This window comes from Vallitalea sediminicola (assembly GCF_054408565.1).
On the sequence record NZ_BTPT01000082.1, the window covers coordinates 1 to 19201 of the forward strand.

17 protein-coding genes are annotated in these 19201 nt (G+C 29.4%); 12 read left to right on the plus strand and 5 right to left on the minus strand.

Going from position 1 to position 19201, the window contains the following annotated elements:
- The first annotated feature begins 26 nt into the window (after nucleotides 1-26).
- Nucleotides 27-2702 (plus strand): discoidin domain-containing protein, encoded by a 2676-nt coding sequence (locus ACX6CF_RS24030; protein WP_458787914.1) that lies wholly within the window; start codon nucleotides 27-29, stop codon nucleotides 2700-2702.
- Nucleotides 2703-2806: 104 nt separating this feature from the next.
- Here ACX6CF_RS24030 and ACX6CF_RS24035 read toward each other — a convergent pair whose 3' ends face one another.
- Complete coding sequence (locus ACX6CF_RS24035; RefSeq protein ID WP_458787915.1) at nucleotides 2807-2998, minus strand: hypothetical protein; 192 nt, start codon at nucleotides 2996-2998, stop codon at nucleotides 2807-2809.
- A 387-nt stretch (nucleotides 2999-3385) separates the two neighbouring features.
- Here ACX6CF_RS24035 and ACX6CF_RS24040 point away from each other — a divergent pair, with 387 nt between their 5' ends.
- The 4 genes from ACX6CF_RS24040 (at nucleotide 3386) to ACX6CF_RS24055 (ending at nucleotide 8602) form a co-directional block, all read left to right on the plus strand.
- Nucleotides 3386-4723: a glycosyltransferase family 2 protein gene (locus ACX6CF_RS24040; protein ID WP_458787916.1), complete on the plus strand. Its 1338-nt coding sequence runs from the start codon at nucleotides 3386-3388 to the stop codon at nucleotides 4721-4723.
- A gap of 43 nt (nucleotides 4724-4766) precedes the next feature.
- The gene (locus tag ACX6CF_RS24045; protein WP_458787917.1) at nucleotides 4767-5849 is read left to right on the plus strand and encodes an acyltransferase; all 1083 of its coding nucleotides are present in this window, start codon (nucleotides 4767-4769) and stop codon (nucleotides 5847-5849) included.
- A gap of 429 nt (nucleotides 5850-6278) precedes the next feature.
- Complete coding sequence (locus ACX6CF_RS24050) at nucleotides 6279-8216, plus strand: endonuclease MutS2 (protein ID WP_458787918.1); 1938 nt, start codon at nucleotides 6279-6281, stop codon at nucleotides 8214-8216.
- 26 nt (nucleotides 8217-8242) lie between these two features.
- Nucleotides 8243-8602 (plus strand): MmcQ/YjbR family DNA-binding protein, encoded by a 360-nt coding sequence (locus ACX6CF_RS24055; protein WP_458787919.1) that lies wholly within the window; start codon nucleotides 8243-8245, stop codon nucleotides 8600-8602.
- A gap of 24 nt (nucleotides 8603-8626) precedes the next feature.
- Here the strand turns inward: ACX6CF_RS24055 and ACX6CF_RS24060 are convergent, their stop codons facing one another.
- Nucleotides 8627-8938, minus strand: coding sequence for a hypothetical protein (locus tag ACX6CF_RS24060; RefSeq protein WP_458787920.1), 312 nt, complete (start codon nucleotides 8936-8938; stop codon nucleotides 8627-8629).
- A 167-nt stretch (nucleotides 8939-9105) separates the two neighbouring features.
- Nucleotides 9106-9504, minus strand: a complete 399-nt coding sequence (locus ACX6CF_RS24065) for a hypothetical protein (RefSeq protein WP_458787921.1) — start codon at nucleotides 9502-9504, stop codon at nucleotides 9106-9108.
- Nucleotides 9505-9646: 142 nt separating this feature from the next.
- On the opposite strand from ACX6CF_RS24065, the gene ACX6CF_RS24070 reads away from it, so the two are divergent.
- From ACX6CF_RS24070 to ACX6CF_RS24080, 3 genes are read left to right on the plus strand one after another with little or no spacing between them, the layout of a single operon-like run.
- On the plus strand, nucleotides 9647-10870 hold the full coding sequence (locus ACX6CF_RS24070; protein ID WP_458787922.1) for a mechanosensitive ion channel family protein: 1224 nt from the start codon (nucleotides 9647-9649) through the stop codon (nucleotides 10868-10870).
- A gap of 17 nt (nucleotides 10871-10887) precedes the next feature.
- A complete protein-coding gene (locus ACX6CF_RS24075; protein WP_458787923.1) occupies nucleotides 10888-11565 on the plus strand; it encodes a uracil-DNA glycosylase in 678 nt (225 codons plus the stop codon).
- An 18-nt stretch (nucleotides 11566-11583) separates the two neighbouring features.
- Nucleotides 11584-13740 carry a DNA topoisomerase III gene (locus tag ACX6CF_RS24080; protein WP_458787924.1) on the plus strand — a complete coding sequence of 719 codons (2157 nt, stop codon included), beginning with the start codon at nucleotides 11584-11586 and terminating at the stop codon, nucleotides 13738-13740.
- A gap of 45 nt (nucleotides 13741-13785) precedes the next feature.
- Here ACX6CF_RS24080 and ACX6CF_RS24085 read toward each other — a convergent pair whose 3' ends face one another.
- Both ACX6CF_RS24085 and ACX6CF_RS24090 read right to left on the minus strand, forming a co-directional pair.
- Entirely contained in the window at nucleotides 13786-14040 is a 255-nt protein-coding gene (locus tag ACX6CF_RS24085; RefSeq protein ID WP_458787925.1) for a spore coat protein, read from the minus strand.
- A 17-nt stretch (nucleotides 14041-14057) separates the two neighbouring features.
- On the minus strand, nucleotides 14058-14237 hold the full coding sequence (locus ACX6CF_RS24090) for a hypothetical protein (RefSeq protein ID WP_458787926.1): 180 nt from the start codon (nucleotides 14235-14237) through the stop codon (nucleotides 14058-14060).
- 166 nt (nucleotides 14238-14403) lie between these two features.
- Here ACX6CF_RS24090 and ACX6CF_RS24095 point away from each other — a divergent pair, with 166 nt between their 5' ends.
- The 4 genes from ACX6CF_RS24095 (at nucleotide 14404) to ACX6CF_RS24110 (ending at nucleotide 19184) form a co-directional block, all read left to right on the plus strand.
- On the plus strand, nucleotides 14404-14562 hold the full coding sequence (locus ACX6CF_RS24095) for a hypothetical protein (RefSeq protein WP_458787927.1): 159 nt from the start codon (nucleotides 14404-14406) through the stop codon (nucleotides 14560-14562).
- Between the two features lie 224 nt (nucleotides 14563-14786).
- Nucleotides 14787-16055 (plus strand): 30S ribosomal protein S1, encoded by a 1269-nt coding sequence (gene rpsA / locus ACX6CF_RS24100; RefSeq protein ID WP_458787928.1) that lies wholly within the window; start codon nucleotides 14787-14789, stop codon nucleotides 16053-16055.
- Between the two features lie 342 nt (nucleotides 16056-16397).
- On the plus strand, nucleotides 16398-17972 hold the full coding sequence (locus ACX6CF_RS24105) for a hypothetical protein (protein ID WP_458787929.1): 1575 nt from the start codon (nucleotides 16398-16400) through the stop codon (nucleotides 17970-17972).
- On the plus strand, nucleotides 17973-19184 hold the full coding sequence (locus tag ACX6CF_RS24110; RefSeq protein ID WP_458787930.1) for an ABC transporter permease: 1212 nt from the start codon (nucleotides 17973-17975) through the stop codon (nucleotides 19182-19184). It abuts the gene before it with no gap.
- Nucleotides 19185-19201 lie beyond the last annotated feature (17 nt).

Below are 19201 nucleotides of genomic sequence, written 5' to 3' on the forward strand. Positions count from 1 at the left end.
ACATTATTATACTAGGAGGAGCACATATGTTAAAAAAAGTATTCAGTAAATCAATTGCTACATGTATAATGGTTGCCTTAATGGCCGCTATGGTATTAAATCCTATTAAGTCTGAAGCGCAGGATATACCATCAATTACATTGTCAAAGACTAATGTTACACTAAACAGTTCACTAGAAATCACAATAGAAAATGGAAGCCTAAGAGATGATGCGTGGGTTGGATTATATGAGATTAATGTAACCCCAGATGGTGATCCAGCATCAATTTGGTGGAAGTATTTATCTGAAGTAGGTGTTAATAATGGTAATGGAACATTTAATTTAGACTTATCCAGCATAGATAACGATAGATTCAGACCATCTGCTAGATATAAACTTGTTTTATTCAATGATGATGTAGGGGGATATCCTATAGATGCAAGTGTTGAGTTTAATCTAGTAGATGATATTAGAGAAGGTGATGGAGATTTAGAAGTTCTAGTAGTGAGTGATGTACATATTGGAGATTCTATTGCAAAAGAAAAGCTCAAAAAAGTTTTAACAAGATCCAATGAACTAGTAACCAATATGGACGGAATACTAATAGCTGGTGACTTTACAGATGCTGGGCATAGTAGTGAATACGATAATTTTTTGGAAGTTTATAATCAGTATGCTCCTCAAACTGCTTTAAAATTATGGGTTATGGGTAACCATGATTATTGGAATGGATTATTGCCTGTTCATGCACAAGATAGATTTGAAAGTAAAACTGGCGAAAAAATACATTCTCATAAAATATTAGAGGGATATCATTTTGTACAAGTAAGTACAGAGGGAAGAGAAACACATGGAAAATTCACTGATTCATTAAAATCATGGTTAAGAGAACAATTGGAGATGGCTACTAATGACGATCCATTAAAACCAATTTTTGTTACAGTACATCAGCATATTTCTAATACTGTATACGGAAGTCATGAGTGGGGAAATCCTGCACTATATGATGTATTAGAAGATTATCCACAAGTAATAACTTTTTCAGGACATTCCCATTATGCAATAGATGATGAAAGGTCAATTCATCAAAAGGATTTTACTTCAATAGGTACAGCTTCTACGAGCTATATGGAATTGGAGAGCGGAAAAATCCAAGGAAGTGTTCCTCCTGGTGGTAGAGAATTTAGTGAAGGATTAATGATGAATGTAAATAAAACTACTAATAGAGTAACCTTGAAGCGTATGGACTTTTATAATGATAGAGTAATAAAAGATGATTGGATTATTGAAGATCCATCAGATAAAACAAAGTATATATATACAGATGAGCGAGTAGATAGTAGTGAAAATCCATATTTTGAAGAATCAGCCCAGCTTGAACTTAGTTATGTTCAATCAGATACAGTGAAGATTACATTTGATCAAGCTAAGGATGAAGATATGGTTCATTCCTATAAAATACAAGCGATGAATAAAGCAAATGGAAATATTGATAAAGAAGTTCTAGCTTTTTCTGAGTTTTACAACTATCCTATGCCTGATAAATTATCTTTTGATATAGCAGGATTATCTAGTAATGTTGACTATGAATTCGTAGTTACAGCAATTGATTCATTCGGTAAAGAAAGTTTAGTGCCATTAAGAGGAAGGGTAATAAAACCAACTTTGATATTGTCAGAAAGTGCAGTTGACATTAATGGAACTATAGAGGTAACATTAAATAATGGAAGACCTATTCCAGGTAATGAGGATTGGGTAGGGCTATATGAAGAAAATGAAACTCCAGATGGTGATCCAAGTTCAATATGGTGGAGAACGTTACCACAATTAGGTATTACAAGCGATAGTGGTACATTTACTTTCAATCCAGCAGATATTCCATCTGATAATAAGGGTAGATATTATGGTGGACGAAGATATAAGTTCATTTTTGCATATGATGATACATATGATATTCAAGCAAGTAATGATTTTGAGATAATACCTGCCTCACTATCTCTTTCAAAAGATACATTTGCATTAGATGAACCCATAGATATAACCATTACTAAGAGTAATAATCCCACTCATACGGATGATTGGATAGGATTATACGAAGAAAGTGAGACTCCAGATGGTAATCCTGTATCTATATGGTGGGCAAAATTACCTGATCTAGGAATCACAGATGGAGAAGGAACAGTTACTTTTAACCCTGAAGATATTATTGTAGATAATAAAGACAGGTATAGAGCTAATAATAGTTATAAGTTTATCTTGGGATATGATGATACTTATAGAATTGAAGCAAGTGATAATTTTACTACTACTGACGCAATGAAACAGAATATAGCTCTTGATAAACATTGTAGTGCTAGTAGTGAACAAAACATTTTCCATAAGAATTATCCTTGTAAAGCTAATGATGGAAATATGTCTACTAGATGGTGTGCTAATAATGATGATAATAATCATTGGTGGAAAATAGATTTGGGCAATAATTATAATATTGCCAAGACAAAAGTTGTATGGGAATATGATGGAAACGTATATAAATATAAAATTGATGTTTCTACTAATGATAGTGATTGGATTAATGTAATAGACAAGACTAACAATACTTCAAACAATCAATTGCAGGAAGATGATTTCTTGGCAACTGCAAGATATGTTCGTATTACAATTACTGGATTAGAAGATGATTGTTGGGCGAGTATCAAAGAATTTGAAATATTTGAATAAGATGGTTTTTGCTTTGTTTTAAAAAATATATTGTTTATAGAAAAAATAGTTCTGAAAAAACAGAACTATTTTTTTTTACAGGATGATTCATCTAAAATCAATTATTAACAGCAATGATGTTTTCTTCTACGCTTACGTTTTTTGCAGATACAATAGCATTTGCAGATATATTCTTCATATTTTGGTTTATGATGGCAACATTCCTTACCCCAATCATAATCATCATCACAATCGTAATCATAATCGTAATCGCAATCATAGTCACATTCATAATCACATTTACTATAACGTTTCATGTCAAACCTCCTTTAGAGCTTGTTCTAATATAATATATGCTTGTACTAAGGATATGGTTACACCTTGTCCAAAAAAAACAAAAAAAATATATAAAAAAATTGTAAATTTATTATCAAAATATAGTATGAAGGTAATAATAAACTTTATAAAATTATATTTTGGTATAATGATAGTGAATAAAATATTGTTGATATATGAGTTGATATTGCAATATGTCACAATAAAATTACTAATTATACATATATTATAAAAAAATATAAAAATTGACAATAAAATGAAAATGATTATAATTTCTAATATATTAATGTATTAACAATAGACTATGGAAGGAGAATCGAATTTTTGATTAATTCACGATAAATATAAAACAAAAAAGAGGTGATAAGATGACAATATTTGCCACAATTATATTTTGCCTATATGTAATTTTTCAAATATTGTATTTCATTATTCCTATACAAACCATATGGAATAATAAAAAATCAAAAAAGCAAAGTATAGTGATTACAGAACAGGGTATCTCTATATTGATACCTTCATATAATGAGCAATTAGTAATAAAAAATTGCATTGATGCTATATTTAATTTAGAGTATAGTAATTACGAGACACTTATAATAAATGATGGTTCTTCTGATAATACTTTACGAATCTTACATGCATATCTTGAGTTAGAAGTAACCCATAGAACTAAATCTAATCAATTATCACATAAATTAATTCATAATGTTTTTCGTTCAAAAAAATATCCGAATATATATGTTATTGATAAAGAAAATGGCGGTAAAGCAGATGCTTTAAATGCTGGTATTGAGTATGCTAAAAATGAAATATTGATAACAATTGATGCAGATAGTATGCTGAAAAAAGACGCTCTCAACCATGTTAATGCTGGCTTTCAAGATGAAGATATCGTTGCAGCAGGGGGGACAGTACACATAGCTCAAGGAATTAAAAAAGAAAATGGGGAAATACTACCTAAGTTTGGTATGAGACCTCTTATTAGATGTCAAGTTTTACAATATTTAGATAGTTTTTTCTTAAGAAAAATAACTCAAGCGAAATTTGGATCAATGATAGTGATTGCTGGGGCTTTTGGTGCATTTAAAAAAAACATCTTATTCCAAGTTGATGGATATAGAAGTACAGTGGGGGAAGATATGGACATAACCCTAAAATTACAAAAGTATATTAATAAGAGTGAGAAAAAACTTAAGCTGATATATATACCAGAAGCTATTTGTTATACTGAATGCCCAGCTAATTTAAGGGGTTTATTCAAGCAGAGATTAAGATGGCAAAGAGCTTTTATCGATTGTGTAATAGAATATTGGGATTTATTGTTTAGCGGTTTCAATAGAATATTATCTTATTATTTTTTATTTGATTCATTCATCATTGGAACTCTTACAGCGTTTTCTACAGTGTTTATGTTACTTAATCTAGCAGTTCATGGAATTGATACTCATCTGATTGTTATACTTTTTATGATATCAACTGGTATTGCTGTTTCACAAGATATATTGTGCTTAACCGTCAGTGGAACCTATGGTTTTTTATATTCTAAGTTAGATTATGTTAAGATAATATTATTTTTGCCATTCGAGATTTTGATTTATAGACCATTGGGAATGGTATTTACAATAATTGGTACTATTTCATATTTCTTTACTGATCATCATTGGGGAAGTGCAGACCGAATTGGAAAGTTTTCAATATCATAATTATTTGCTACAATATTACTATAATTTTAGAGAGGAAGATTAAGTGAATAAGCAGCAGGTGAAAGATAGAATCCTATATTTAGATATATTGCGTGTTATGGCTATTTTAGCAGTTATTGTTATCCATGTGACGGCAATGGATGTAATTAAGGTGGAGAATATAGGAAGATTTGATTGGTGGGTATCAAATATATTTAATTCGATTTCTAGATGGGGAGTACCAGTGTTTTTTATGATAAGTGGAGTTCTGCTATTAGATGATAGCAAAGAAAGCACGTCAGAATTCTTGAAAAAGCGGGTTGGAAAGATAGGTATTCCGTTAATTATATGGTCTATCATTTATTCAATAGCTAAACACTATTTTATTGAAATGGACATGCCAGAAATATTATCATATCCTAAAATATTATTGACAGATATTATTTATGATAGGGCATATTATCATCTTTGGTTTATATATGTTATTATTACGATATATTTAGTTACTCCGTTTCTACGAAAGATCATTAAACATTCTAGTACCAAAGAAATAAGGTATTGGCTTATATTATGGTTGATATCTACTATAGGTAGTTATACATATAAAATCATATATTATTGTATTCAACATGAGCAACCCTCATATATTAGAATATTGGATGTACCAATGGTCGGGGGATTCATAGGTTATTTTGTTCTAGGTTATTATCTGAACAAAATTGAGATAGGTAAGAAAATACGAAGAATCATCTATTTGATTTCCATATTAAGTTTTATACTTGTTCCAATATTAATATATCTTACTAGTATTGGGGATAATAAATTAAATGAACAATTCTATAATCATTTTGTTATTACTACTTTTTTTATTTCTGTAGGAGTGTTTATTTTCTTTAAGTATAATGACCTAAATAATATAATACCTATTAATATGAAAAAGATAATTGTTTCAATGAGTAATGCAACATTTGGTATCTATATAGTACATATGCTGGTTCTGATTAATATAGCTAATGATATTGTTCCAAAAGGTATGAATACCATAATTAGAATAATAGGTAGAGTTGGACTAACATATATAATTAGCTATTTAATTGTTAAGTTAGGAAGATTGAATAAACATATAAAAAAATATTTGTTACCGTAATATAGTTTAATTATTGACAAAAGCAAGATTATTTAGTAAGATGAAATCAGATAATTTAGTATATAAATGTGAGAGGTAAGTTTATGGCGAAAGTGTTCTTTAACTAATCTAATTTCATAGCGGCATGATAAAATTATAATAATCTTACTTAATAGTGAAATTATTATGCTTTTTGATATGTCTAGTAAGTACTGATTATGCCTAGATAATAGGTTTAATAAGTGTACTTATCATTAGATTTTTTAATAGAACATTTATATACTGTAATTATCATATTTATATACGTTTCATATATAGAATATTGGGATAATTATAGCTGAAAATGAATATGTTCATTTTCGGCTTTTTTAATTGGATTAAAAGTATTCTATTTTATGTAATTTATAAGTCAATAAGTAATTTTAATATAGAAAAATGGAGGTAATACCGTTGAATATAAAAGCTTTAGAGCTATTAGAATATAATAAGATCAAAGATAATTTAAGAGAATTGACTGTATCTGAATTAGGTAAGAAATTAATTGATGATTTAAAACCCAGTGATGATATAGACAGAGTCAAAAATCAATTAGTTGAGACAACAGAAGCAAGAAACATTATGGATAAAAGTTCAGCAGTACCTATACAAAATTTAGTTGGTATAGAAATTGTTATAGAAAAATTAGGGAAAGGAACAGCCCTTAATCCAGAAGATTTACAAAGTATCCTAGGATTGCTTCGTAGTACGAAAAAATTAATAAGATTTATGGAAGAAAGAAAATATATAGCACCTACAATAAGTAATTACGCTTTTTCCATGTTTGATTTAAGTGATGTTACTGAGGAGATTGATAAATGTATTGATAACAATAGGGTTGTTGATAAAGCAAGTGCACAATTAGAAAAGATAAGAAAAAAAATATATATTGCAGAAAACAGAGTGAAGGTGAAATTGGATGATGTCATAAAATCATCAACCAACAAAAAATACTTACAAGAAAATATTGTAAGCATTAAAAATGGGCGACATGTTATTGCTGTCAAGAGTGAATACAGAAATAATATAGCGGGTACTGTAATTGATAAATCTTCCACAGGATCTACATTGTTTATAGAACCACAAGCAGTAAGAAAAGTACAAAGTGAACTCGATTTACTTAAAATAGATGAGGAAAAAGAAGAGTATCAGATTCTGTTATACCTGACTTATATGGTTGAATCATATAGCAGAGAATTAAATATCAATATTGAAACTATGGCTTATTATGATTATGTATTTGCTAAAGGTAAATACAGTAAAAGTATCAACGGCAGAAGTGCTAAAGTTAATTTTGATGGTTATATCAAGATTAATGGGGGGAAACATCCGATGCTTGGGAATGATGTTGTTCCACTTGACTTTGAAGTAGGGAATGATTACAGTGCTTTAGTGATAACAGGTCCTAACACAGGAGGTAAGACCGTAGCTCTTAAGACAATAGGATTATTTACTGCAATGATACAATCAGGATTACATGTTCCAGTTGATGAAGGAAGTGAATTCTCTATTTATAGTGATATATTAGTTGATATTGGTGATGGTCAAAGTATAGAACAATCCCTCAGTACCTTCTCTGCTCATGTTAAAAATATAATAGAGATTATGAAGGCTTCTACGAAATACACATTAATAATACTTGATGAGTTAGGTGCAGGAACGGATCCAGCTGAGGGAGAAGGGTTAGCGGTATCTGTTTTAGAGGAATTATATGATAGAGGTTCTACAATCATAGCTACATCACACTACAGTAAAATTAAAACATTTGCAACAGAGCATGAAGGGTTTAACAATGGTAGAATGACATTTAATCTAGCTACATTGAAACCTATGTACAAATTGGTAATAGGTGAAGCTGGAGAAAGTAACGCTTTTATAATAGCCCTTAGATTAGGTATGAAAACAGATGTTATTGAAAGAGCACATAAAATAACTTATAATGAAGAAAAAGATTATAGATCATTACTATTCAATGAAAAAATAAATAAGCAACGCCCAATAACAAATTATTATACAAAAGCAAAACGACCTAAATCTTTAGATAGACAAAAACATATTGTAGAACCTGATGAATTGGTAGAGTACAAAATAGGAGATGTAGTATATGTTCATACGGTTAAACAAAAAGGGATTGTATATGCTGATGTAAATAAAAAAGGTGAAGTTGGGGTGATGGTAAGAAATAAAAAAATGTTGGTTCAAATAAAAAGAATATCACTTTTTATAGATAGTAAAGAATTATATCCCGAAGATTATGATATGGACATTATATTTGAAACAAAAGAAAATAGAAAGAAAAAGAAGACGATGAACAGAAAGTATGTAAAAGATATGGTAAGGGAAATTGAGTGATTCAAAAGAAGATATGGAGGAATAATATGTTAACTCGTAAAGAAGTGAAAAAATATATACTAAGCAAGCCTGGTGCTTACGAAGATTATCCTTTTGGGGAAGATGTTCCAGTATTTAAGGTGTCTAATAAGATGTTTGGTCTGTTTAATAGCGATGATAATGAACTAAGAGTAAACTTGAAAAGTGATCCAAGTGAGGCACTTTACCTTAGAGATAATTTTGAAGCTATTATTCCAGGATACCATATGAATAAAAAACATTGGAATACGGTTATAATTGATGGCAGTTTGCCAGATCCTATGATAAAAGATTTGATTGATAAATCATATATGCTTGTCTATAGTAAACTAAGGAAAAATGAAAAAGAAATTATAGATAAAAAATAAAAATATGGGGTAAACATACGTTGATTATACTGGGTAATGTATAACTGCTGCTATTTTGGAAATGGGAATATCAGCGATAGAGCCAGGGTTATATAAACAAGGGGGAGAGTTATTGAAGGTTCTATTAAAATTAATCATATTTTTTGGTGATTCATCATGCTTTTTTATTACCCCAAGTGTGAGGATTAATGTAACATAATCTTCGTGGATTGCTGCAAGTGTTCCGGTAAAATCAACGCTATTATCATTACACCCAACAGTGTGAATTGTAACTGTCTTATAAAGGAATTTTTTCAAGTTATCTGAGAATATATTATCAACCATATTAATCACCATAATATTACTCTATAGGAATCATATAGAGAATAAATTACCTTTGTGATTAATTATATTAGAATAGTGGATTAATTATTACTGATAGAAATTTTCATCTACCTATAATATATTTATATTAAATAATTGTATATGAAGAAAGCAGGGAAATCCCTGCTTTTTTATTATTACTATTGAACTGCGTTTTGTACGAAAGAAGCAATCTTGTCACAAGGTATTAAAGTAACAGAACCTAAATAGTTATAATTATTATAACCTCCACAGCAACCGCCACCGTAACCGCCACTACCGTAACCACCGCCGCAGCCACCGCCGCAACCGCCACCGCAACCACTAAAATTAGTTTTGCAAGTGTTACATCCTTGACCACAGCAAGCTGCACATGGGCCTTGAATTGGATAAGTAGGAGCTCCACCTGGGCAAGTTAATAACTTAACAAAACATTCAGTACAAGCAAGAACTATACCAGTAAAACCACAACCTGATGCTCCACCACTTGTTGTAAAAATAGTAACTGTTTGACCTATTAATCTACCAAGATCATGATGAAATCCATAACCGTCAGCCATTTATTCTAACCTCCTTTTATTGTCTTGTCCTAGTATATAGTATGTCTTGGTGTCCTAATGTGTGAAAAATAAAATAGAAAAATTTTAATTTATATGCTATAATTTTTATGCTATAAAAAAACTAATTGGAGAGGTTAAGAAAATGGTAAATATTATTGGGAGTTGGCTAGAACGATATGATATATATTACGAATGGGTAAGCATAGCTATATCCATATTGATAATTATCTTGATTTGTATTATTGTACAAAAAATCACCAAATATATTATACTTAATATTATCCATAAGATAGTTAATAAAACAGATAATATATTTGACGAGATATTATATGAAAAAAAAGTATTTCATAATATATCACATATAGCTCCAGCTATAATAATTTATGTCTTTTCTGAGTCGTTTGAATCTAGTGAAATAATACAGAGTTTTGTATATGCATATATCTTATTAATAATGACTTTAACTATGTTTAAGATATTAGATTCAATACAACAAATATATAGAACCAAAGAATTTTCAAAAAGTCGTCCTATAAAAGGGATTATACAAGTTATAAAAATTATTATAAGTTTATTTGCTGTTGTATTCATTATTGCTATTTTTACAAGTGATTCTGCAGCTTGGGCTATGTTGAGTGGGCTTGGAGGAATGTCTGCAATTATTATTCTGATATTTAGGGATTCAATATTAGGTCTTGTAGCAGGAATTCAATTATCAACTAATAATTTATTGAAAATTGGTGATTGGATAGAAATGCAACAATTTGGTGCAGATGGTGAAGTAGTTGATGTATCATTAACGAATATAACTGTAGAAAATTGGGATAAAACATTAGTCAATATCCCGGCGCATAAGTTCATTGATGAATCGTTCAAGAATTGGAGAGGGATGACAGACGCTGGTGGAAGAAGAATAAAGAGCGCAATATATATAGATATAACTAGCATTAGATTTCTTGATGATAATTTATATAATCATTTAATGGAAGTGGATCTATTAAAAGATTATTTAACAACTAAGCAATGTGATATTACTGCTTATAATAAAAATTGTGACATGAGTAACAATGTGAATGGTAGGCAACTTACTAATATTGGTTCATTTAGAGCTTATATAATTGAATGTCTGAGAAGCAATCCTAATATACATAATGACTTTACTTTGTTAGTAAGGCAATTAGCTTCTACAGATAAAGGATTACCTATCGAAATTTATTGTTTCACTAATGATATAGCATGGGCTAATTATGAAGGAATTAAGGCAGATATTTTTGACCATCTATTTGCTATAATTACTGAGTTTGATTTGAAAGTATATCAAAATCCATCAGGTTCAGATTTTTTGAAATTGACTAGTGAAAAATAAAAAGGGGATGGAATTAGATGAAAAAAATATTTGAGAATGATTGGCAAGAACTTCTAGAGGATGAATTTGAAAAAGATTATTATAAAAATTTACGATGTTACCTGAAAGATGAATACAGTAGTTACACAATATATCCTCATATGTATGATATTTTCAATGCATTGCATTACACATCATATAAGGATGTTAAAGTTGTAATATTAGGGCAAGATCCTTACCATGGACCTGACCAAGCACATGGTTTGAGCTTTTCAGTAAAAAAAGGAGTTAAGATACCGCCTTCGCTAGTAAATATATATAAAGAACTAAATAAAGATTTAGGTTGTAAAATACCAAGTCATGGTAACCTGACTAAATGGGCTAAACAAGGTATATTATTATTGAATGCCTCATTGACAGTGAGAGCTTCAAAACCATCTTCTCATAGTAAAATAGGATGGCAGATATTTACTGATAAAATAATATCTCTACTAAATGAACGAGAAGAACCGGTTGTTTTTATCTTGTGGGGCAACTATGCTATATCAAAGGAAAAACTTATTACCAATGATAGGCATTTTATTATAAAATCTGTTCATCCAAGTCCTTTATCTGCAAGTAGGGGCTTTGTTGGAAGTGAACCATTTTCCAAAGTAAATAATTTTTTGAAGAGTATTGATAGAGATGAAATTGATTGGCAAATAGATGAGATATAAAAAAAGGATGGATAAAAAATGGGTAAAACATTAGTATTAGCGGAAAAACCTTCTGTTGGTAGAGAAATCGGAAGGGTTCTTTCATGTAAAAGAAAATCAGACGGAGCATTATATGGAGATAAATATGTGGTAACTTGGGCACTTGGACATCTAGTAACTTTAGCAAATCCAGAAAGTTATCATGAAAGATATAAGAGTTGGAATATGAACGACTTGCCCATGCTTCCAGAAAAGATGAAATTAGTAGTTATCAAGAAGACTTCTAAACAATTTAATGTTGTTAAGAATCTAATGAACAACAAAGATATAACTGATATTGTCATTGCAACAGATGCTGGAAGAGAAGGTGAACTTGTTGCAAGATGGATTATTGAAAAAGCAAGAGTTAATAAACCAATAAAAAGATTATGGATTTCCTCACAAACAGATAAAGCTATAAAAGATGGATTTAGGAATCTAAAAGATGGAAAAGCATATTGGAATCTATATCAGTCAGCAGTTGCAAGGTCAAAGGCAGATTGGTATGTAGGACTGAATTTAACTAGAGCACTAACATGCAAACATAATGTGCAGTTATCAGCAGGTAGAGTACAGACACCAACTCTAAATATGATTATTCAACGAGAAAATGAAATCATAAAATTTGTTCCAGCAAAATTTTGGGAGTTAAAATGTTTAGCTAATAATGTAGAGTTCAATTTATTAGCTAAGGAAGGTAACTCTAGGCTATTCAACAAAGAAAAAAGAGATAGCATCTTAGCCAAACTAAAAAATGAAGATGGTATTGTCAATAGTGTGGAAGAAAAAATCAAAAAACTACACAATCCTTATGCCTATGATTTAACAACATTGCAAATTGATGCAAACAACAAATATGGTTTTTCTGCAAAGAGAACTTTACAAATAATGCAGCAATTATATGAACGTCATAAAGCAGTCACATATCCAAGAACGGACTCCAAATATATATCTAAAGATATAGTGCCTACATTAAAAGAAAGATTAGAAAGTATAACTTCCAGTTCATATAAAGGGTTTGCAAGAGCGTTGATTAGATCAAAATTAAATATATCCAATAGATTTGTAGATGATAAGAAGGTAACTGACCATCATGCGATTATACCTACTGAACAAACAGTATTTTTAAATGACTTATCTTCAGATGAAAGAAAAATATATGATCTTATTGTGAAAAGATTTTTAGAAGTTCTTTCTATGCCATGTGAATATAAAGAGATAAAAGTAAAACTTGCAATAAAAGATGAGTTGTTTAGTGTTACTTACAAACATATCATTAATCAAGGTTGGAAAGTCATTGGTTCCAATAATGAAGATATAAAAAATGAGCAGGTTAACTTTAAAAAGAATGATAAAGTAAAAATAGATAAAGTATTTTATATTGAAGGTACTACAAAGCCACCTTCAAGATATACTGAAGCTTTACTCTTAGCGGATATGGAAAATCCTAAGAAATTCGTCAAAGAAAACAAAATGAAAGAGACTTTATCAAGTGTGGGTGGGATAGGAACTGTAGCAACACGGGCAGATATCATCGAAAAGCTATACAATACCTATTATATAGATAACAAAGATGGTAAAATACACCCTACTTCAAAAGGAAAACAATTGGTTGAATTAGTACCAGATGATATAAAATCTCCTATACTTACAGCAAAATGGGAAATGGAATTGACAAGTATAAGTAAAGGTAATGTAAAAGAACCTGTTTTTATTGGTAATATAAAGAAATACACAAGAGAACTTGTTGATAAAGTTAAAGAAGATAACGTGACTTTTAAACATGATAATATCACTGGTGAAAAGTGTCCAGATTGTGGTAGCAATTTATTGAAAGTTAATAATAAAAAAGGTGAGATGCTTGTATGTAAAGATAGGGAATGTGGATACAGAAGGAAGCTTAATATGGTTACAAATGCAAGATGTCCTCAGTGCCATAAGAAAATGCTAATGGTTGGAGAAGGGGATAAAAAAATGTTCATATGTAATAATTGTGGTTTCAAAGAGAAACTTAATTCATGGAACAAGAGAAAAGAATCTAATTCTAGTCAAATGAATAAAAATCAAGTTAAGAACTATATGAACAAAATCAAAAAAGATGCTGATAAACCTTTGAATAATGCTTTTGCAGATTCATTATCAAAATTCAAGTTTTAGTAATGTGTTAAAAGGGGCTGTATCATTATACAGCCCCTTGAATTATTACATTGGTTTGCTAGAAAACTTAGTTTTTGCTTCAGATATTTTGTTTTGTTCTGCAGCTTCAACCTTATACCAGCCTTTAGTAGTCATTTCCTTATACACATTGTCTTGAGTACAAAATGAATTGTTCAATGCGTTTTCAAATTCTTGTCGAACATTAGGGGTTGCAGCTTCTGTGACAGCTGTTGATAATGTTGAACAAAGCTGCTTTTCTGAAACTAAACAATCATTTATTAAATCTTCTTCTTTACGCATAAAAAAACCTCCTTTAATTAGCTATTCAATTGACTATAGATACCGTTATAGCAATCCATATGCTTAGTAGCCATTTGAGTACATAGATTTTTTAGACTTTCGTCTTGTACTTGAGTACTATAATCTTGGTATTTTTCAATCAATACTTTTGTTTGTGTAAGAACATCATTAATGTAAGATAATTCTTTTGTTGTCATAATAACCTCCTATAAAATTTGATTGTATAATTTATTATTATACAATTTTAGTAAAATATTCATTTAATTTTAAAAACTAATAAAATGTCAAAGTTTACATATCCTATATATAGTGAACTTAAACATCTATGAACCCATTTCAATAAAAATACAGGAGGTATTAATAATGGCAAAAGCTGGTATGAAAAGACCCAATCCAGAAGAACCACATGGAACAGAGAGTAATAGAAAACACAGATTTCCTAAAAATGATATGAGAATAGTACCTGAAATACAAGGAAAAGCAAAGACAGGGAATAAAAAAGCAAAAAATATTATTGATTAAGGAATTTGTATACAAAAAACCTTTTCAATAGTATAAATTTAATGTATTATATAATAAGGTATATTTATAAAATAACTTTCGTAGTTAAACAAGAAAAGATACTTTCATTAATGCATATGAAAATGTCATATTCCATATGCTTAAAAGAAGAAGGTCACTATAGCATAAAATATATATGTTTTAGTTGCTACGAAAGTTAAGTTATTAGAAAGGAGAAATTAGATATGGACGAAAATGTTACTAAATCACCAGCAGAAATCGTAGATGCTGTGGATAAAGAAGAAGTTAAAGAAGAAATCAAAGAAGAAATCAAAGAAACAGAAGTAGAGATTACACCTTCAATGGAAGATTATGCTGAGGAGATTGATAATACTTTTGTGAAACTTACAGAAGGTGATATTGTCGAAGGTAAAGTATTATCTGTAACAGATACAGAAATACTTGTTAACATAGGTTATATTTCTGATGGTATCGTACCTGCACAAGAAATTATTCATGATGCAGATGTAAGTTTAAAAGAGCTATATAAGGAAAATGATATAATCAAAGCACAAGTTACTGATTTACATGATGGTGAAGGAAATGTTTTGCTATCTATTAAGAAAGCTGAACAAATCATAGTATGGGATGAGTTAAAGGATGCTTTTGAAAACAAAACTACAGTAAATGTAATTGCAAAAGAAGCAGTAAAAGGCGGAATTAAATGTGTTATTAAAGGTGTAAGAGCTTTTATGCCTGGTTCTAGATTATCAGTCAATTACGTAGAAGACCTTAATGAGTTTGTTGGTAAAGAATTAAAAGCAAGAGTAATCGACTTAGATACTGAAAAGAAAAATGTTGTAATATCTAGAAAAGAAATTGAAAAAGAAGAATTAGATAAGAAAAAGCAAAAGTTACTTCAAAGTATTACTAAAAATGATAGAATGACAGGTATAGTCAAGAGAATCACTAATTTTGGTGCTTTTGTTGATATTGGTGGTATTGATGGACTTGTACATATTAATGATCTATCATGGAAGAGAGTAAAACACCCTTCAGAAGTAGTTACTGTAGGAGATAATGTTGAAGTCTATGTACTTGATGTAGATAAGCAAAGAGAAAGAATTTCACTGGGACTTAAAAATGTTAATGATGACCCTTGGCTCAAAGTGAAAGAAAATTATACTGAAGGCAATGTATATAATGGTACTGTTGTAAGAGTATTAAGTTTCGGAGCTTTTGTAATGTTAGAGGGCGGTATTGAAGGCTTAGTTCATATATCGGAAATAGCTGATAAAAGAATAGAAAAGCCAGAAGATGTTCTTGAAATTGGTGATAAAGTATCTGTTAAATTACTAGGCATCGATGAAAAAGGTAAGAAAATCAAACTTAGCATAAAAGAAGCTAAAGATGATGTTAATAAAGAAGAATTCAATAAGTTTAATGATGACTCAGATATATCAACTAGTTTAAAAGATGTTTTTAAAGGAATTATGGATAATTTTAAAGAATAAATGACCTAGGACATATGGTGAATAATTCTACAAATGATAAAAGAACATTCCAAGGTATCATTATAATACTGTTGGAATGTTCTTTTAATGTCCTATATAGTAAATTTCGTTAGCACATATGAAATAGACCTATAGCATATGCGCTAATGATAGTTTAAGAACAAAAAGGAAATAAAATAGTATTGAAAATATTCTTGTTTTATGTCATAATTATTTAACGATAGCAGTAGTTAAAATTAATATTGCATCTAAAATAAATTCCTGATTATTTTATTAATTATTTTAATTATAATAAATAAAATAAAAGTAATAAGAATATTATTATATAACTAGGAGGGAATTATGAAGAAATGTCCAAAATGTAATGGTGAATGTTTAGAAGAATCTACGTTTTGTGGTATCTGTGGCTATAAATTTACAGATAAAACTGAACCAGAAATAATTAATGAGGAGAATATATTAATGGAAAATGACAACGAGCAACTTAATAAGACTGACAACAACCCTATTGAAGATAATCCTATAGAGAAATCAAATATGGGTGATGAAGTAGTTGACAATAACGTAATCGAAGAAGGGCTTTATGAAGTTGTCGAAGAAGGCGCAGTGGAAGAAAACGTTACTAATGATAACGATAGCAATAATAATAATGCCAAAAAAGGTAATAAAGTAATTGCTGGTGTAGCTGTTGGACTTATTGTAGCAGTTTTAGCTCTAGCGACAGTACTGATATTTGGTAAGGATTTATTTAGTGAAAAAGGTGCAGAAGATAAATTAGTAGCTGCTTATGAAAAATTAATTGATGCTAATACTATTGATGCAACTTATAAATTTTCATTTACTGATTTAGATATTCAAGGTATGGATACTACTGACCCACAAGCAGCGCTTGCTGTAAATATCGTAAAAGATTTTAGTTTTGATGTGAATACAAAGATGGATAGAAAAGAGCATATTATGGAAGGTGTTATTAACGTTAACATGAAAAATAATAAACTTTTAGCTGCTGATTTCTATATAGATAAAGAATTAATGGGAATTAATATACCTTTTATATATGACAAGACTTTCTATATGACATGGGATAGTTTATTCAATAAATTAAAAGAGGAAACAGATATTAGTATTAATTGGAAAGACTACTTAGAATTATTGGATAAAGACAATTACCCATCTGCTAAACAAATAGATAGAAGCAAATATAACAAATTAACTAGTGAATTTGTTAAAGGAATATTAGGAGATGTAACTAAGGAATCAGTAAGAATTGGCGATGAAAATATTAATTGTGATAAATATCCAATACAATTTGATTATGTTAAAATGATGGAATTCACTATGAAGATAATGGATGAAATGGTTACTGATGAAGATGCTAAAGCATTTATTTATGAAGTTATTGATAAAGTTTCAGAAAAAATCATTGCAAATGAAGACTATACATATTTTGAAATGACTGAAGAAGAATTCAAAAATGGTATAGAAGACTTTAAGAATAACTATGAGGAAATGTTAGAAGAATTAGATGGAAAATCAATATTGGAAAAATTAGCAGAAGAAGGAGAATTTGATATTAATGCTTTGCCAGAATTAAAAGAGGCTGGAATTAATGTTAGTGCTGACCTTTATATTGACAAAAATAATAATATAAGAAAAATTGATTTCATAGAAGAAATCAATGATACTGAAACAAATATGAAAATGGGAGTGAAATTTGAAGCTGTAATTAATTCTATAAATAAGAAACTCGAATTTAAGGGTATTGACAAATCTACAAGTGTTAATCCTATTGAGCTTGATCAACAACAGTTAGAAAAATTAATTGTTGATATGCAAAACACAATTATGAGCAAGATAATGACTAACCCATTTTTAAGTCAATTTATGGGACAATTTACTGGAGGTCAAACTTTCTAAATGATAATTACTTTCTGGGGACTATTTAATAAAAATTTTAAAGAGTTGATAAGAGAAAAAAAACGAAATATTTTATTGTTTTTTTTACCAATAGCTATGTTTGTATTTATTTTCTTGTTTTTTACTAATAGTCAAGTTGAAAAATCTTTTGTTAAACCTATTAACATAGGAATAATTGATAACGATAAAAGTCTATATAGTTCAGCTCTTATTGAAGCTTATAAAGGTAATGAGTCGTTTACTGATTTCATTAATATAAGTGTTGGTTCAATAGAGTTAAAAGAAGCTTTTGACCAAGGAGAATACGATGCATTAGTTGAAGTTCCCAAAGATTTTGCAGATAGTTTGATGAGATTTGAACAGGACCCAGTAGAGGTAAAAGTTGCTTATAATGATCCTATGAAGGCAATACTTTTTAAGAATGTTATGGAAAGTTATGAAAAATATATTACTTCTGTTCAAGTGGGAGTAGAAGTACTATATGATAAAATGAAAGAATTATCTATGAGTAATGAGGAGATTTCATTATATAACAATGAAATCTCCTATGAATTAGTTATGACATCTGTAGGAAGAAATATATTCTTTGAATATAATGAATTAGTAAATATTCCTTCTACCACTTCCGTTAATTACTTTTTTATTGCGATAATAATGATGTTCTTAATGTATATATCAATATTTACAGCTATTGATTTATTAAGAGAAAGAGAACACATGTGCTTTAGGAGATTGAAAATTGGTCGCGTATCGATTTTTAGGTATCTATTAAGTAAACTACTAAGCTCTACGGTTTTTATATTTATTATTGTGATAGTATGGTTTTTAATGATATCGATTACTACCAATCTAACCATTCATAATAATCTAGGTTATATAATTTTGTATATCATTAGCTGCATATTATTCGCAGTTAGCTTTGCTATGTTTATCTCTAGCTTGTTTAAGAGAGATGAGAATGTTATATTAGTAAGTAATATATATATTTTTATTAATGCCATTATAGGTGGAAGTATTATTCCAATACACTACATGCCTAATGTCCTAAGAAAAATAGCTGTGATTACGCCTAATTATTGGATGATCAAAGGAATGTTATATTTGGATAGTGGATATAAATGTATGTATGGTATAGTAATTATGGGTGTGTTTGTTATCATGAGTATATTGCTTACATACTTGTCTTTTGTTAGATACAGAAAGAGTAATTGAGGTATTAGAAGGATAAA

What these genes read in the sequence shown, in the direction of transcription:
- ACX6CF_RS24030 (WP_458787914.1), top strand. Translation starts at nt 27, where the DNA reads ATGTTAAAAAAAGTATTCAGTAAATCAATTGCTACATGTATAATGGTT.
- ACX6CF_RS24035 (WP_458787915.1), bottom strand. Translation starts at nt 2,998, where the DNA reads ATGAAACGTTATAGTAAATGTGATTATGAATGTGACTATGATTGCGAT.
- ACX6CF_RS24040 (WP_458787916.1), top strand. Translation starts at nt 3,386, where the DNA reads ATGACAATATTTGCCACAATTATATTTTGCCTATATGTAATTTTTCAA.
- ACX6CF_RS24055 (WP_458787919.1), top strand. Translation starts at nt 8,243, where the DNA reads ATGTTAACTCGTAAAGAAGTGAAAAAATATATACTAAGCAAGCCTGGT.
- ACX6CF_RS24060 (WP_458787920.1), bottom strand. Translation starts at nt 8,938, where the DNA reads ATGGTGATTAATATGGTTGATAATATATTCTCAGATAACTTGAAAAAA.
- ACX6CF_RS24065 (WP_458787921.1), bottom strand. Translation starts at nt 9,504, where the DNA reads ATGGCTGACGGTTATGGATTTCATCATGATCTTGGTAGATTAATAGGT.
- ACX6CF_RS24070 (WP_458787922.1), top strand. Translation starts at nt 9,647, where the DNA reads ATGGTAAATATTATTGGGAGTTGGCTAGAACGATATGATATATATTAC.
- ACX6CF_RS24075 (WP_458787923.1), top strand. Translation starts at nt 10,888, where the DNA reads ATGAAAAAAATATTTGAGAATGATTGGCAAGAACTTCTAGAGGATGAA.
- ACX6CF_RS24080 (WP_458787924.1), top strand. Translation starts at nt 11,584, where the DNA reads ATGGGTAAAACATTAGTATTAGCGGAAAAACCTTCTGTTGGTAGAGAA.
- ACX6CF_RS24085 (WP_458787925.1), bottom strand. Translation starts at nt 14,040, where the DNA reads ATGCGTAAAGAAGAAGATTTAATAAATGATTGTTTAGTTTCAGAAAAG.
- ACX6CF_RS24090 (WP_458787926.1), bottom strand. Translation starts at nt 14,237, where the DNA reads ATGACAACAAAAGAATTATCTTACATTAATGATGTTCTTACACAAACA.
- ACX6CF_RS24095 (WP_458787927.1), top strand. Translation starts at nt 14,404, where the DNA reads ATGGCAAAAGCTGGTATGAAAAGACCCAATCCAGAAGAACCACATGGA.
- rpsA (WP_458787928.1), top strand. Translation starts at nt 14,787, where the DNA reads ATGGACGAAAATGTTACTAAATCACCAGCAGAAATCGTAGATGCTGTG.
- ACX6CF_RS24105 (WP_458787929.1), top strand. Translation starts at nt 16,398, where the DNA reads ATGAAGAAATGTCCAAAATGTAATGGTGAATGTTTAGAAGAATCTACG.
- ACX6CF_RS24110 (WP_458787930.1), top strand. Translation starts at nt 17,973, where the DNA reads ATGATAATTACTTTCTGGGGACTATTTAATAAAAATTTTAAAGAGTTG.